This is a genomic window from Thauera linaloolentis 47Lol = DSM 12138 (assembly GCF_000310205.1).
Classification (GTDB): Bacteria; Pseudomonadota; Gammaproteobacteria; order Burkholderiales; family Rhodocyclaceae; genus Thauera; species Thauera linaloolentis.
The window spans coordinates 43,777-58,596 of sequence record NZ_AMXE01000015.1 but is presented as its reverse complement, the minus strand read 5'-3'; the positions used below and the strand labels follow the sequence as shown (position 1 = coordinate 58,596).

15 protein-coding genes are annotated in these 14,820 nt (G+C 69.7%); 12 read left to right on the top strand and 3 right to left on the bottom strand.

The features are described from left to right. From C666_RS06545 to mgtE, 7 genes are all read left to right on the top strand, one after another. Positions 1 to 714, top strand: a 714-nt coding sequence (locus C666_RS06545; RefSeq protein WP_004335748.1) for a class I SAM-dependent methyltransferase, incomplete at its 5' end; no start/stop codon positions are given. 37 nt (positions 715 to 751) lie between these two features. After that, the gene (rarD, locus tag C666_RS06540) at positions 752 to 1,660 is read left to right on the top strand and encodes an EamA family transporter RarD (protein WP_004335746.1); all 909 of its coding nucleotides are present in this window, start codon (positions 752 to 754) and stop codon (positions 1,658 to 1,660) included. 112 nt (positions 1,661 to 1,772) lie between these two features. Beyond that, a complete protein-coding gene (locus tag C666_RS06535; protein WP_004335744.1) occupies positions 1,773 to 3,686 on the top strand; it encodes a ribonuclease catalytic domain-containing protein in 1,914 nt (637 codons plus the stop codon). Between the two features lie 51 nt (positions 3,687 to 3,737). Beyond that, positions 3,738 to 4,601: an energy transducer TonB gene (locus tag C666_RS06530; RefSeq protein WP_004335743.1), complete on the top strand. Its 864-nt coding sequence runs from the start codon at positions 3,738 to 3,740 to the stop codon at positions 4,599 to 4,601. A gap of 14 nt (positions 4,602 to 4,615) precedes the next feature. Further along, complete coding sequence (aroE, locus tag C666_RS06525; protein ID WP_004335741.1) at positions 4,616 to 5,449, top strand: shikimate dehydrogenase; 834 nt, start codon at positions 4,616 to 4,618, stop codon at positions 5,447 to 5,449. A gap of 7 nt (positions 5,450 to 5,456) precedes the next feature. After that, entirely contained in the window at positions 5,457 to 6,167 is a 711-nt protein-coding gene (gene mtgA / locus C666_RS06520; protein ID WP_004335738.1) for a monofunctional biosynthetic peptidoglycan transglycosylase, read from the top strand. A gap of 123 nt (positions 6,168 to 6,290) precedes the next feature. Further along, positions 6,291 to 7,733 carry a magnesium transporter gene (gene mgtE, locus C666_RS06515; protein WP_004335735.1) on the top strand — a complete coding sequence of 481 codons (1,443 nt, stop codon included), beginning with the start codon at positions 6,291 to 6,293 and terminating at the stop codon, positions 7,731 to 7,733. A 396-nt stretch (positions 7,734 to 8,129) separates the two neighbouring features. On the opposite strand, the gene hemL is transcribed toward mgtE, so the two are convergent. The 3 genes from hemL to thiD form a co-directional block, all read right to left on the bottom strand. After that, the gene (hemL, locus tag C666_RS06510; RefSeq protein WP_004335731.1) at positions 8,130 to 9,413 is read right to left on the bottom strand and encodes a glutamate-1-semialdehyde 2,1-aminomutase; all 1,284 of its coding nucleotides are present in this window, start codon (positions 9,411 to 9,413) and stop codon (positions 8,130 to 8,132) included. A 74-nt stretch (positions 9,414 to 9,487) separates the two neighbouring features. Continuing rightward, complete coding sequence (thiE, locus tag C666_RS06505) at positions 9,488 to 10,195, bottom strand: thiamine phosphate synthase (RefSeq protein ID WP_051019879.1); 708 nt, start codon at positions 10,193 to 10,195, stop codon at positions 9,488 to 9,490. Beyond that, positions 10,188 to 11,057, bottom strand: coding sequence for a bifunctional hydroxymethylpyrimidine kinase/phosphomethylpyrimidine kinase (gene thiD / locus C666_RS06500; RefSeq protein WP_004335725.1), 870 nt, complete (start codon positions 11,055 to 11,057; stop codon positions 10,188 to 10,190). Before thiD ends, thiE begins: the two co-directional genes overlap by 8 nt. A gap of 115 nt (positions 11,058 to 11,172) precedes the next feature. Here thiD and C666_RS06495 point away from each other — a divergent pair, with 115 nt between their 5' ends. The 5 genes from C666_RS06495 to C666_RS06475 are packed head-to-tail and all read left to right on the top strand — an operon-like array spanning position 11,173 to position 14,811. Next, a complete protein-coding gene (locus C666_RS06495; protein ID WP_004335723.1) occupies positions 11,173 to 11,325 on the top strand; it encodes a rubredoxin in 153 nt (50 codons plus the stop codon). A gap of 36 nt (positions 11,326 to 11,361) precedes the next feature. After that, entirely contained in the window at positions 11,362 to 11,751 is a 390-nt protein-coding gene (locus C666_RS06490) for a response regulator (protein WP_004335721.1), read from the top strand. Positions 11,752 to 11,776: 25 nt separating this feature from the next. After that, positions 11,777 to 12,142 (top strand): response regulator, encoded by a 366-nt coding sequence (locus C666_RS06485; RefSeq protein ID WP_004335719.1) that lies wholly within the window; start codon positions 11,777 to 11,779, stop codon positions 12,140 to 12,142. Between the two features lie 7 nt (positions 12,143 to 12,149). Beyond that, positions 12,150 to 12,659, top strand: a complete 510-nt coding sequence (locus tag C666_RS06480) for a chemotaxis protein CheW (protein WP_004335716.1) — start codon at positions 12,150 to 12,152, stop codon at positions 12,657 to 12,659. Positions 12,660 to 12,717: 58 nt separating this feature from the next. Beyond that, positions 12,718 to 14,811, top strand: a complete 2,094-nt coding sequence (locus C666_RS06475; RefSeq protein ID WP_004335713.1) for a methyl-accepting chemotaxis protein — start codon at positions 12,718 to 12,720, stop codon at positions 14,809 to 14,811. The last annotated feature ends 9 nt before the right edge of the window (positions 14,812 to 14,820 follow it).

The following is a 14,820-nucleotide window of genomic DNA, read 5'->3' as shown; positions in this document are numbered from 1 at the left end:
GCACCCGGCCAGCGCGTGCTCGACCTCGCCAGCGGCCCCGGCCTGCTCGCGGGCGACGCCGCGCTGCGCGTCGCGCCGGGCGGCATCGTGCTCGCCACCGACATCGCCGAAGCCATGCTGGCCGAAGGCGCGCGCCGCTGCGCAGCACGCGCCGACGCCCCCTGTTTCGCCGCCGCCGACGCGGAACGGCTGTGCCTTGCCGACGCCAGTGTTGACCGCGTCCTGGCCGGGCTCGCGCTGTTCGTCTTCCCGCACCCCGAATGCGCGCTGGCGGAGATGCGCCGCGTGCTCGTCCCCGGCGGGCGCATCGCGCTGTCGGTCTGGGGCCCGCGCCACACCGTGCCGCTGATCCACCGCGCCCAGGACTGCATCGCCCGCCTGCTGCCGCCGCCCAAGGTCGCACGGCCCTCGGTGTTCCGCCATGGCGAACCGCAGGTGCTCGAAGCGGCCCTCGCCCAGGCCGGCTTCGCCGACATCGACATCCGCCCCTGCGAATTCAGTTGCCACTTCAGCAGTGCGGACGCGTACTGGCAGGCTTTCCTCGACCTCGCCGGTGGCGCGGCGGAGGCCATCGGCCGCCTGCCCGGCGCCACGCAGCAGGCGCTGCGCACGGCGGTCGCGGAAGACCTCGCCGCCCATGCCTGCACCGACGCGCGGGGCGGCTTCGCAGTGCCGGCGCGCACGCTGATCGCCGCCGCGCGGCGCCCGGCCTGAGGCGCGCAGACCGCGCAGACACCCGCCCGCCCTTCCCATGCACATCCCCACGACCGCGCACGCAGAACGGCGCCGCGGCATCATCGCCGCCTTGTCCGCCTTTTCGATCTGGGGCCTGTCGCCCCTGTACTTCAAGGCGATCGGCAGCGTCCCGCCCTTCGAGATCGTCGCCCACCGCATCCTGTGGTCGGTGCTCTTCCTCGCCGCCCTGCTCGTCTTCCTGCCCTTCACCGGCGGCCTGGCGCGCGTCCGCGAAGTCTGCCGCCAGCCCCGCCTGCTCGGCCTGCTGACGCTCACCGCCCTGCTCACGGGCAGCAACTGGCTGGTATTCATCTGGGCGATCGACGCCGGCCGCCTGCTCGAAGCCACCCTCGGCTACTTCATCAACCCCTTGGTCAGCATCGCCCTCGGCGCCGTCATCCTCGGCGAGCGCCTGCGCCCGCTGCAGCGCCTGGCCGTGGCCATCGCCGTCACCGGCGTGGCATGGCGGATATGGCAGCTCGGCACCCTGCCGTGGATACCGCTTTTCCTCGCCACCACTTTCGGCAGCTATGGCCTGCTGCGCAAGCGCGCCCCCGTCGAGGCGGTCAGCGGGCTGTTCATCGAGACCCTGCTCGTCGCACCACTGGCGCTCGCCGGGCTGGCATGGATGCACGCCGCCGGCACGCTCAGCTTCGGCAGTCATGCCGCCACCGACTGGCTGCTGCCGCTCAGCGGCATCATCACCGCGCTGCCGCTGCTGCTGTTCACCACCGGCGCCCGGCGCCTGCCGCTGGCCACCATCGGCTTCATGCAATACCTCGCACCCAGCCTCAGCTTCATCATCGCGATCTGGCTCTTCCGCGAGCCTTTCGACGCCGCCCAGCTCGTCGGCTTCATGCTGATCTGGGCCGCGCTCGCGATCTACTCGGTGGACATGGTGCGCGCCGCCCGGCAGCGGGCCTGACCCCGCCCGCGGGCCGGCGAAACCCGCACGCCGCCCGGCGGTCGACATGGCTTTAGGGCAAGCCGCCCGAATCCAGTAAACTACACAGCTTGCTTTTTCCAGGCGGATGCCGATGTTCGTGCTGTATGAAGAGGACGGGGCCTTCAAGGCCGGGACGATCCTCACCGATAACCAAGCCACGCTGCAGGTCGAGAACACCCACGGCAAGCGGGTGAAGCTCAAACGTGCCAACGTGCTGCTCGACTTCCGCGAGCCCGGCCCCGCCGACCTGCTGAGCCGCGCGGAAGCCGCCGCCGAAGAGCTGGACACCGAGTTCCTGTGGGAAGTCTGCGGCGACGACGAATTCGCCTTCGCCGACTTTGCCGCCGAGTACCAGGGCCACCCGCCCACGGCGGTCGAATCCGCCGCCATCCTGCTGCGCCTCCACTCCGCGCCGATCTGGTTCCACCGCAAGGGCAAGGGGCGCTTCCGCAAGGCGCCGGCCGACATACTGCAGGCAGCGCTCGCCGGCCTCGAAAAGAAGCGCCAGCAAGCCGCGGCCATCGAACACATGCGCAGCGAACTGGTCGATGGCCGGCTGCCGCCCGAGCTCGCCGCCCTGCTGCCGCAGGCGCTCTACCGCCCCGACCGCAACCGCAACGAAGTCAAGGCGCTCGAAGCCGCCTGCGTGGACACCGGCCTGTCGGCCGCGCGCCTGCTGCTGAAATGCGGCGCGCTCGGATCGAGCTACGACTTCCATTACAACCGCTTCCTGTTCGAGCACTTCCCCGAGGGCGCGGACTTCCCCGGCTTCGCCCCCGCGGCGCTGCCGCCCGACCTGCCGCGCGCCGACGTCGCCGCGTTCTCGATCGACGACGCCTCGACCACCGAGATCGACGATGCCTTCTCGATCGTGCCGCGCGCCGAAGGCGGCTGGCGCATCGGCATCCACATCGCCGCGCCGGCCCTGGGCTTCAGCCGCGGCACCGAACTCGACGCCATTGCCCGCCGCCGCCTGTCCACCGTCTACATGCCCGGCGGCAAGATCACCATGCTGCCCGACGAAGTGGTGCAGGCGTTCACACTGAGCGAAGGCCGCGACTGCCCGGCGGTGTCGCTGTACCTCGACATCAGCCCCGGCCTCGCCATCGTCGGCGAGGAAAGCCGGGTGGAGATGGTGCCCATCGTCGCCAACCTGCGCCATCACGACCTCGAGCCGCTGTTCAACGACGAAACCGTGCACGGCGACGGCCCCGACTTCCGCTGGAAACACGAGCTGACCCTGCTGTGGGACCTGGCGACGGTGCTCGAAGCCGGCCGCGGCAAGGCCGGCGGCAACGAGGACCGCATCGATTTCGGCTTCAGCGTGGACTGGGCCCGGGACACGGCCGACGGCCCCGGCTTCGTCAGCATCGCGCGGCGCCTGCGGGGCTCGCCGATGGACAAGCTGGTCGCCGAGTTGATGATCCATGCCAACGTCACCTGGGGGCGCCTGCTCGACGAGGCCGGCGTGCCCGGCCTGTACCGCGCCCAGGGCGGCGGCAAGGTGCGCATGACCACGGTCGCGGCGCCGCACGAAGGCCTTGGCGTCGAATGCTACGCCTGGTCCAGTTCGCCGCTGCGGCGCTATGTCGACCTGGTCAACCAGTGGCAGATCATCTCGGTGCTGCAGGACACGACGCCTGCCTTCGCCCCCAAGTCGGCCGACCTGATGGCGGCGCTGCGCGACTTCGAGTTGACCTATGCCGAGTACGCCGAATTCCAGCGCGGCATGGAGCGCTACTGGTGCCTGCGCTGGCTGCGCCAGCACGGCCGCGGCGAGGTGGAAGGGACGGTGCTGCGCGAGAACGTCGTGCGCCTGAGCGAAATCCCGCTCGTGTTCAAGGTGCCGTCGATGCCGCTGCAACTGCCGGGCAGCCGGGTACGCCTGGCCGTCGAGCATACCGACCTGCTCGACATCGAGGTCGAGGCCCACTTCCTGCGCACGCTGTCCGAACCCGCGCAACGGGACGAAAGCCAGGCCGCGGACGCCTTCGGCCCGCTCTGACTCCCGACGATGGCAACGGCCCGGCCTTCCGCCTTCTCTCCACCGGCCGCCATGGTCGAAGCCACCGCGTCCCGCCGGATAAGTCCGCTGCTGGCAGGGGCTTTCGCCATCTCGTTCGCGGTTCACGCCGCGCTGCTGAGCCTGCAGTTCCGCATGCCCGAAGCCACGCCGGCCAAGGACAGGGGCCTCGAAGTCGTGCTGGTCAACGCCCGCCACGCCAATGCCCCGGAAAAAGCCGACGTGCTGGCCCAGGCGAACGTCGACGGCGGCGGCACCTCCGAACAGGCGGCCCGCCCGACTTCGCCCCTACCCCCGCAGGCAAAGCAGCGCGACGGCGACGCCCTTGCCGAAGCCAAGCAGCGCACGCAGGAGCCGGTACGCGAGCAGAAACAGGTCATCACCCGCGAAAAATCCCCCGCCAAGGTCGCCGCCGCGCCAGCCACGGTCGAACAGCCCGCCCCCGCGCCCGAGATCAGCGGCCTGGACCTGCTCGACAGCGCTGCGGCCGTCGCCCGCCTCGAAGCCGAGATCGACCGCAAGCTGGACGAAATCGCCAAGCGCCCGCGCAAGGTGTTCATCGGCGCCAAGGCCAGGGAATACCGTTTCGCCCAATACGTCGAGGACTGGCGCCTGAAGGTCGAACGCGTCGGCACGCTGAACTACCCAGAGGCCGCACGCGGCCGCCTGTACGGTAGCCTGCGGCTGTCGGTCTCGATCCGCGCCGACGGCACGGTGGCCCAGGTCGATGTGGGCCGCAGCTCCGGGCACAAGCTGCTGGATGAAGCAGCCGTGCGCATCGTGCAGATGGCGGCCCCCTACGCCCCCTTCCCGCCGGACATCCGCCGGGACACGGACATCATCGAGATCACCCGCACCTGGACGTTCACCAACACCAACCAGGTTCGCGCCAACTGAGACAGACGCCCGCCATGGACCGCTACGCCGTCATCGGCCACCCGATCGCCCACAGCAAGTCGCCGCAGATCCACGCCGCCTTCGCCCGCCAGACGGCGCAGGACATGTGCTACGAAGCCATCCTCGCCCCGCTCGACGGCTTCGCCGCTGCGGTGCGGGCCTTTCGCGCCGCCGGCGGGCGCGGCATGAACGTCACCGTGCCCTTCAAGCTCGAAGCCTTCGCCCTGGCCGAGCGCCGCACGCCGCGCGCGCAGGCCGCCGGCGCGGTGAATACCCTGGCATTTGACGCCGGCGGCCTCCTCGGCGACAACACCGACGGCGCCGGGCTGGTGCGCGACCTCACCGCCAACCATGGCTGCGCGCTCAGGGGGCGGCGCGTGCTGCTGCTGGGTGCGGGCGGCGCAGCGCGCGGCGCGCTGCTGCCGCTGCTGGCCGAAGGCCCGGCGGTGCTGACGATCGCCAACCGCACGGTCGCCAAGGCCGAGTCGCTCGCGGCCACCTTCCTGCCCAGCACGGCAGAAACGCAGCTGTCCGCCTGCGGTTTCGACGGGCTCGCCGGCCAGCATTTCGATCTCGTCATCAACGCCACCGCCGCCAGCCTCGCGGACCAGGCGCCGCCACTACCCCCCGGCCTGTACGCCGAAGAGGCCTTCGCCTACGACATGATGTACGGCCGCGGCGACACGCCCTTCATCGCCGCGGCCCGCGCCGACGGCGCCGCGCGCCTGGCCGACGGCCTGGGCATGCTGGTGGAACAGGCCGCAGAGAGCTTCGCGCTGTGGCGCGGCCTGCGCCCGGACAGCACCGCCGTGCTCGCCGCGCTGCGCCGGCAGCTCGGCGCCGGCTGATACCGGCATGCCCGCCCTGCTTGCCAGACTGGGCTGGCTCGGCGTGCTCGGGCGGGGCCTGCTCGCCCTGCTTCTGCTGCTCCTGTTCTGGCAGGCGGTGCTGTTCACCCAGGTCATCTGGTGGAGCCGCTTCGACCCGGGCAGCACCAGCTTCATGCGCATGCGGCTGGCGGAACTGCGCCAATCCGATCCCGCGGCCACGCTGCGCCACCAGTGGGTCGGCTACGACCGCATCTCCATCCACCTGAAGCGCGCGGTCGTCGCCGCCGAGGACGACCGCTTCCTGGACCACGAGGGTTTCGACTGGGAAGGCATCCAGCGCGCGCTGGAAAAGAACGAACGCCGCGGCCGCCTCGCCGCCGGCGGCTCGACCATCACCCAGCAGCTCGCCAAGAACCTTTTTCTGTCGCCGTCCAGGAGCTGGCTGCGCAAGGGCCAGGAGGCCGTGCTCACGGTGATGATCGAGGCTACCTGGGACAAGCGCCGCATCCTCGAGGTGTACCTGAACGTGGCCGAATGGGGCAACGGCCTGTTCGGCGCCGAAGCCGCGGCGCGGCGCTACTACGGCACATCGGCGGCGAACCTGGGGCCGTCGCAGGCCGCCCGGCTGGCCGTGATGCTGCCCAACCCGCTCCGCTATGAGCGCAACTACGGCCCTCGCCTGGCCGCCCACGCCGACCGCGTCCAACGCCGCATGCACGCCTCGCAGGTTCCCTGAGCGGCGTTTCCGCGTCTCCGCTCGCTGCGATGCAGCATATTCGCCACGCGGCCGCGCGCAAGGGTCGCACGCAACACACCAAGCCCGTAGAATCCGGGTTCCGCCCCCCAGCCGGCAGCCCCCATGACGCAGGAAGAGGAACTCCACCCCGACGACGTCCAGCAGCACCTGCGTGAAGTGCAGGAGCTGCTCGCGCGCCAGAAGGTCATCGAAGGCCTCGTCCACCGCCAGGACATGCCGCGCCACGCGCTGGTCGAAACCCTGGTGCACAAGCAGCACGAAACTGCGCTGCGCGCCAAGCTCGAAGAGCTTCATTCCGCCGACATCGCCTACATCCTGGAGGCGCTGCCGCTGGAAGCGCGCCTCTACGTCTGGGACCTGGTCAAGGCCGAACGCGACGGCGAGATCCTGCTCGAAGTCTCGGACGCGGTGCGCGAATCCCTGATCGAGACGATGGCGCCGGAAGAGCTGAAGGCCGCCGCCGAATCGCTCGACGCCGACGAACTCGCCGACCTCGCGCCCGACCTGCCGCCCGAGGTCATCCAGGACGTGTTCCAGTCGCTGGACAGCGAAGGCCGCGAGCAGTTGCGCACAGCGATGTCCTATCCAGAGGATTCGGTCGGCGCGCTGATGGATTTCGACATGGTGACGGTGCGCGAGGACGTCAGCCTCGAAGTCGTGCTGCGCTACCTGCGCCGCTTCGACGAACTGCCTGACCACACCGACAAGCTCTTCGTCGTCGACCGCGAAGACCACCTGAAGGGCATCCTGACGCTCGAAACCCTGCTGATCAGCGACCCCGAACGGGAGGTCGCCGAAGTGATGCGCTCGGAAACGGTGATCAGCTTCACCCCCGAGGACGAGGCCGACGACGCCGCACAGGCTTTCGAGCGCTACGACCTGATCTCGGTGCCCGTCGTCGATGGCGACAAGCGCGTCATCGGTCGCCTGACCGTGGCCGACGTGGTCGATTACATCCGCGAGGAATCCGAGGCGGAGATCCTGAACAATGCCGGCCTGCGCGAAGAAGAAGACATCTTCGCCTCGGTGTGGGATTCGGTGAAGAACCGCTGGGCCTGGCTCGCCGTCAACCTGGTCACCGCCTTCGTCGCGTCGCGCGTGATCGGCCTGTTCGAGGATTCGATCGAGAAGCTGGTCGCGCTGGCGGCGCTGATGCCGATCGTGGCCGGCATCGGCGGCAATTCGGGCAACCAGACGACGACGATGATCGTGCGCGCGATCGCCATGGGCCAGGTGGAGCAGTCGGCCATGCAGCGCCTGCTGAAGAAGGAGCTGGGCGTGGCGCTGATCAACGGCGTGGTGTGGGGCGGGCTGCTGGGCCTGCTGGCGTGGTGGCTGTACGGCAGCGCCTCGCTGGGCGCGGTGATGACCGGCGCGATGACGCTGAACCTGCTGCTGGCCGCCAGTGCCGGCGTGATCGTCCCGATGCTGCGCCAGCGCCTCGGCGCCGACCCGGCGATCGGCGGCTCGGTGATGATCACCGCGCTCACCGACTCGGGCGGCTTCTTCATCTTCCTGGGGCTGGCGACGTTGTTCCTGCTTTGAAGGCGGAGCCGGCTGCGGGGCTTGGTGCTCCGTGGCCCGCTGGGGCTGCGTGGGGTATTCGTGAAGAGGCGAGGACTGTCCGAGCCCGAAGGGCGAGTTCCGCAGCCTCGGAGGGAATACCCCACGCAGCCCCGACTACGGCAGTGCTCGTCCGAGCGCCGAAGAACCATCATGCCCCGATGGCCTGTTTTTCCATCAAGCCCGAACCATGATTCCAGGACCCGTGCAGAGTGTTTCTGGAGGGGCGAGGACTGTCCGAGCGAAGCGAGTTCCACAGCCCCGGAAGAAATACCCCGTGCCCGTCCATGCCACAGACTGTCGCCAACCTGTTTTTTCTTCGGGAAACGCCTGAGTTGCCGTTGGTACAAAGCACTCAGCCCATCCTGAAAATAGGGATCAACCCAGCGTAGCGAACACCTCGCGCGCGACCGCCACGGTCGCGTCGATTTCCGCCTCGCCGTGTGCGGCCGACACGAAGCCCGCCTCGAAGGCCGATGGCGCGAAGTAGTGGCCGGCATCCAGCATGGCGTGGAAGAAGCGGCTGAAGCGCTCCTTGTCCGCCACCATCACCTCGGCGAAGGAAGTCGGCACCTTGTCGGCGAAATACAGGCCGAACATGCCGCCCACCGAGTCGGCGCTGAAAGCCACACCCGCGTCCTTCGCCGCGGCGGCAAGGCCACCCGCGAGACGCTGCGCGCTGGCCGTCAAACCCTCGTAGAAGCCTTGCCCGCGCGTCAGCTTCAGCGACACGATGCCCGCCGCCACCGCCACCGGGCTGCCCGACAGCGTGCCGGCCTGGTACACCGCGCCGAGCGGCGCGATCTTTTCCATGATGTCGCGGCGGCCGCCGAACGCGCCCACCGGCATGCCGCCGCCGATCACCTTGCCCAGCGTGGTCAAGTCGGGCGTGATGCCGTACAGGCCCTGCACGCCCTGCGGGCCGACGCGGAAGCCGGTCATGACCTCGTCGAAGATCAGCACCGCGCCATACTGCGTGCACACCCGGCGCAGGCCTTCGAGGAAGCCGGGGCGGGGCTTGATCAGGTTCATGTTGCCGGCCACCGGCTCGACGATGACGGCGGCGATCTCGCCGCCGCGGGCCTTGAATACGTCCTCGACCTGCTGCAGGTCGTTGAAGTCGAGCACGATGGTGTGCTTGGCGAAATCGGCCGGCACACCGCCCGAGGACGGGTTGCCGAAAGTCAGCAGGCCCGAGCCGGCCTTCACCAGCAGGCTGTCGGCGTGGCCGTGGTAGCAGCCTTCGAACTTGACGATGGCGTCGCGGCCGGTGAAGCCGCGCGCGAGGCGGATCGCGCTCATCGTCGCCTCGGTGCCGGAACTCACCAGGCGCACCATGTCGACCGAAGGCAGCAGTTCGCAGATCAGTTCGGCCATCTCGATCTCGCCTTCGGTCGGCGCGCCGAAGGACAGGCCTTTCAGCGCCGCCTCGCGCACCGCCTCGACGATCGCCGGATGGGCATGGCCGGCGATGGCCGGCCCCCAGGAGCCGACGTAGTCGATGTAGGCCTTGCCGTCGGCGTCCCACACGCGCGCGCCCTCCGCCCGCTCGATGAAGCGCGGCGTGCCGCCCACCGAACGGAAGGCACGGACCGGCGAATTGACGCCGCCGGGAATGGTCTGCTGGGCACGCTGGAAAAGGGTTTCGTTACGGCTGGCCATGGGGATGTCGTCCTCGGCTGGATTACCAAAGGCGGCATTATCGTGCCCGCCGCCACCCTGGTCCAGCACCGGGATCAAGGCGCGGCGTCCGGCATCTGCGGCACGAGAGCACGGCGCGGCGGACGCTGGAACAAGGCCCGGTATGCCGTGGCGCGCATCGCCGGGTCGGGGGCGGCGAACACGTCGCTGACCACGGCAATCAGGTCAGCGCCGGCGGCGATCACCTCGGCGGCATTGTCGAGCGTGATGCCGCCGATCGCCGCCACCGGCAGGCGCAGTTCCGCCTTCGCCCGGCCGAGCAGCGCGAACGGCGCGGGCGGGGCGCCGGGCTTGGTGGAAGACGGAAACATCGCGCCGAAGGCGACGTAGTCCGCGCCGGCCTCGGCGCCCGCGCGGGCGCGCTCCCAGTCGGCATAGCAGGTCACGCCCAGGATGCGGCCGGCGCCGAGCGCACGCCGCGCGGCCGCGGGATCGCCATCGCCGCGCCCGAGATGAAGGCCATCGGCGCCGATCTCGAGGGCCAGCGCGAGGTCGTCGTTGATGATCAGCGGCACGCGCGCCGCGCGGCACAGCCGCAGCAGCGCCCCCGCCTGCGCGCGCCGCTGCTGCGGCCCAGCCAGCTTGTTGCGGTACTGCAGCAGCGCCGGCCGGGCGCTCAGCACCTGTTCCGCCAGGGCCGCGAGGCGCGCATCGTCGCGCTCGTCGGGCGTGACCGCATAGAGGCCGCGCAACGCACTGCCGGCATTCGCCACACGGCCGGAGGAGGCCTCTCCTTCACTCATCGCCGCCCCCATCGCCTTCGCCCTTGCCGCGCGCCCAGAAGAAACGGTCGGGCAGGGCCCGCCCCATGCCCGCTCGATAGGCATGGCGCAGCGCCTGCTGGGTGAACTCCTGCGCCTCGCGCACCGCCTCGGGCAAGGCCATGCCATGTGCCAGCGCGGCGGCCGCAGCGGACGCGAGCGTCGTGCCCGCACCCAGAAAGCGCTCGCCAAGGCGGGGCCAGGCATCGGTGCGCACGACCCCTTCCTGCCCGATCAGGCGGTTCAGGACCTGCGGCCCGTGCTCGCCGCCGCCGGTCAGCAGGATGTATTCGATACCACGGCCGAGCATGCGTTCGAGGGCGTCGTCCAGCGCGGGCGGTTCGTCCGCGTCGCCATCCTCATCGCTGCCGCCCTCGGCGACGCCGGCCAGCCGGCACAGTTCGTGCCGGCCGACGACGAGCAGCGTAGTCTGCGGCAGGACCAAGTCGGCAAGCGCCGCGCCCATCTCCTCCCCGGCTTCTCCCAGATCGCCGGCGGCATACAGCGCCGGCTCGACGACCAGTGGCAGGCCGGGATAGTCCGACAGGATCTCGGCGATGGCAACGACGTTGTCCACACTGCCGCAGAATCCGAGCTTGAACCCCTCGACCGGCACGTCCTCGAGCACCGCGCGTGCCTGCGCGACGACGATTTCGACGTCCTGCGGCCACACCTCGTCGGCGCTGCGCGTGTCGCGCAGGATGGCGGCGGTCTGTACCGGCAGGGGGTGGCAGCCCATGCTCGACAAGGTCAGCACGTCGGCCGCGAGTCCGCTGCCGGCCGTCGCATCGCCTGCGCCAAAGCACAACACCGCGGGCGGCATATCCGGAATCTCGATCGGCATGGGCGAGAAGTCCGCCACGGAGGCGGCATTCGTAATCGGTTAAGATGCGCATGATTCTACCCTCAGCCCCCCAAAGTTGAGTCGAACCATGGCCGACATCCCCTACAAGACCTACATGTGCCTGATCTGCGGCTTCATCTACGACGAAGCCGCGGGCTTGCCCGACGAAGGCATCCCGCCCGGCACGCGTTGGGAGGACGTCCCTCCCAACTGGACCTGTCCGGAATGCCAGGCACGCAAGGAAGACTTCGAACTGATCGAAATCTGACCCGGCCAGCACGATGAACAACCGAGGACAGCTTGAATGGACATTGCCGGCCTGAAGGTCATGGTCATCGACGACAGCAACACCATCCGCCGCAGCGCCGAGATCTTCCTCGGCCAGGCGGGCTGCCAAGTCTTGCTCGCAGAAGACGGCTTCGACGCCCTGGCGAAGATCACCGATCACAACCCCGACGTCATCTTCGTCGACATCATGATGCCGCGCCTCGACGGCTACCAGACCTGTGCGTTGATCAAGAAGAACACGCGCCTGGCCTCGACGCCGGTGATCATGCTGTCGTCGCGCGACGGCCTGTTCGACCGCGCCCGCGGCCGCATGGTGGGCTCGGACGAATACCTCACCAAGCCCTTCACCAAAGACAGCTTGCTCAAGGCCGTCTCGGCCCATGCCCGCCGCGCACCGCCGCGCTGAATCCATTTTTCACAGGACTCCGACGATGCCGATCAGCACGATTCTCGTGGTGGACGACTCTCCCACCGAACGCCTCGCCCTGCAGGAACTGCTGTCCCGCCAGGGCTACCAGGTCTTGACCGCCGAATCCGGTGAACAGGCCGTCGCGCGCAGCAAGGCAGACAAGCCCGACCTGATCCTGATGGATGTCGTCATGCCCGGCATGAACGGCTACCAGGCCACCCGCACCATCTCGCGCGACGACAGCACGCGCAACATCCCGATCATCCTGTGCACCAGCAAGGGCCAGGAGACCGACAAGATCTGGGGCATGCGCCAGGGTGCCTACGCCTACCTAGTCAAGCCGGTCGACCACGACGAACTCCTCGCCCGCATCCGGGCCATCGGCTGAGGCGGCCATGGCCAGACGCAGCAGCCTGCGCGAATTCCAGGAACGCCTCGCCCGCCGCCTGGCCGAGGCCCGCACCGCCGACCGCCGCGGCCTGCTGGGCTTCCAGGCCGGCAGTGAGAACTGGCTGATCGACCTCGCCGAAGCGGGCGAGATCCTGCCGCCGCCGCCGCTGGCCACAGTGCCGCTCACGCGCCCCTGGTATCGCGGCGTGGCCAACGTGCGCGGCACGCTCTACAGCGTCGTGGACCTGGCCCAGTTCCACGGCGAGCCGCCGACGCCCGCAAGCGGGCGCGCCCGCCTGCTGCTGGCCGGCACCCGGCTCGGCATCCATTGCGCGCTGCTGGTCACCGGCTCGGTCGGGCTGCGCAGCGCGGACGACTTCGAAGCCGACCCCGGCGATGAAGCGCGCCCCTGGGTCGCAAGACGGCTGCGCGACGCGCAGGGCCACCCATGGCGGCAGCTCGACGCCGCAAGGCTGCTGGCCAGCCCGCACATCCTGGACGCCGGCCTCGAATGAATCATCGGGCCAGCCGCCCGACTCCCGCTTACCCCACGCCCACGGTGGAGCACGCAACATGGCATTGAGACTTTTCGGCAAGAAGGCCGCAGACAACGACAGCGCGACGATCATCGAGACCACGCCGATCCACAACGCGGCACTCGCCCAAGCGGGCAGCGCCCGGCCGGCCACCGGCAGCGGCATACGCACCTACGGCATCCTGTTCGGTATCTTCGCCGCCGCCACGGCCGGTCTGGTCGCCTACCAGCAGCGCGAGTCGGCCAGCGCCACGCTGCAGGTGAGTGCATCGAGCGAAATGCAGATGCTGTCGCAGCAGATCGCAAAATCGGCGCAGACCGCCCTGCGTGGCAACAACGCCGCCTTCGCCGAGCTCGGCACCAGCCGCAGCCGCTTCGCCACCCTGCTGCAGGCTCTCGGCCAGGGCGGCGACATCGACGGCACCGGCATCCCGCCAGTGCAGGCCTCGATCCGCCCCCAGATCGAAGCCCTGGCCGCCGCCTGGCAGGCCACCGAACGCAATGCCGCCCAGTTGCTGGCACAGCGCCAGAACCTTGTCGCGCTCGGCCGCGCGGTGGCGACGATCACCAAGGACGACGCGGTACTGCTGGATCTCAGCGAACGGCTCGCCAGCCAGGCGACGGCCTCGGGCGCCGGCAGCGCCGCGACGGGCCGCGGCATGATGCTGACCCAGCGCATCGCCAGGAACGCCAGCGCCCTGCTGGCGGCCGATGCGATCGACACTGAGCTCGCCTCCATCCTCGGCCGCGACATCGAGGCCCTGCGCCACGAAATCGATACGCTTGCGCGCACGGCGGGAGACGGCGCACTGCGCGACGGCGCCGCCGCGCTCGCCACGGCCGCCGCCCCCACCTTCGACGCCGCGGGCGAAATTCTCGGCGGCATCGACAAGACGGTACAGGCCAAGCAGGCCGGCAGCCGCATCCTCGGCGACTCCGCGCCGCTGCTGGCGCGCAGCGCCGAACTGACCGACGGCCTCAAGCAGGCCCACAGCGGCCTCAACCTGCTCCATGCCCTGATCGCCGCCGGCGCGCTCGCCAGCGTGCTGGCGCTGCTAGCCATGGCGCGCGCCTACCGCAGCGACGTGGCGCAGCGCCGGGCGGAGTCCGAGCAGCAGCGCCAGCAGGCCGAGAGCGAGCGCAACCTCACGCAACAGGCCATCCTGCGCCTGATGAACGAAATGGGCGATCTCGCCGACGGCGACCTCACCGTGCGCGCCACCGTCACCGAGGACATCACCGGCGCCATCGCCGACTCGGTCAACTACACCGTCGAAGAACTCTCGGTGCTGGTCAGCCGCATCAACGACGCCGCCACCCGCGTGACCTCGGCCACCGAATCCGCCCAGCGCACCTCGCGCGAACTGCTCGACGCCACCGAGCGCCAGTCGCGCGAAATCGAAGAAGCCGGCGCCACCGTCCAGCGCATGGCGCAGTCGATGACCGACTCGTCCGAACGCGCGCTGCAGTCCGCGCAGGTGGCGCGGCGTTCGTTGGAAGCCGCACGCAAGGGCGCGGACGCGGTGGAGAACACCATCCGCGGCATGAACGGCATCCGCGGCCAGATCCAGGAAACCTCCAAGCGCATCAAGCGCCTGGGCGAATCCTCCCAGGAGATCGGCGAGATCGTCGAACTGATCTCGGACATCACCGAACAGACCAACGTGCTCGCGCTCAACGCCGCCATCCAGGCCGCCTCGGCGGGCGAGGCCGGCCGGGGTTTCACCGTCGTCGCGGAAGAAGTGCAGCGCCTCGCCGAACGCTCGGCGGAAGCAACCAAGCAGATCGCGGCCATCGTCAAGACCATCCAGACCGACACCCAGGACGCGGTGGGCGCGATGGAAAACGCCACCCGCGACGTGGTCGAAGGCGCCCAGCTGTCCGACGCCGCCGGCCAGGCCCTGTCCGAGATCGACAAGGTCTCGCTCGAAGCCGCGCGCCTCATCGAACGCATCTCGACCGACACCCAGGAACAGGCCGCCACCGCCAGCCGCGTGGCGGCGACGATGAAGGACATCCTCACCGTCACCGAGCAGACCACCTTCGGCACCCAGCAGACCGCCGTGTCGATCGGCCAGCTCGCCGACCTCGCCGTCGAGCTGAAGGGCTCGGTCTCGGGCTTCAAGGTCTGAGCCACCGCG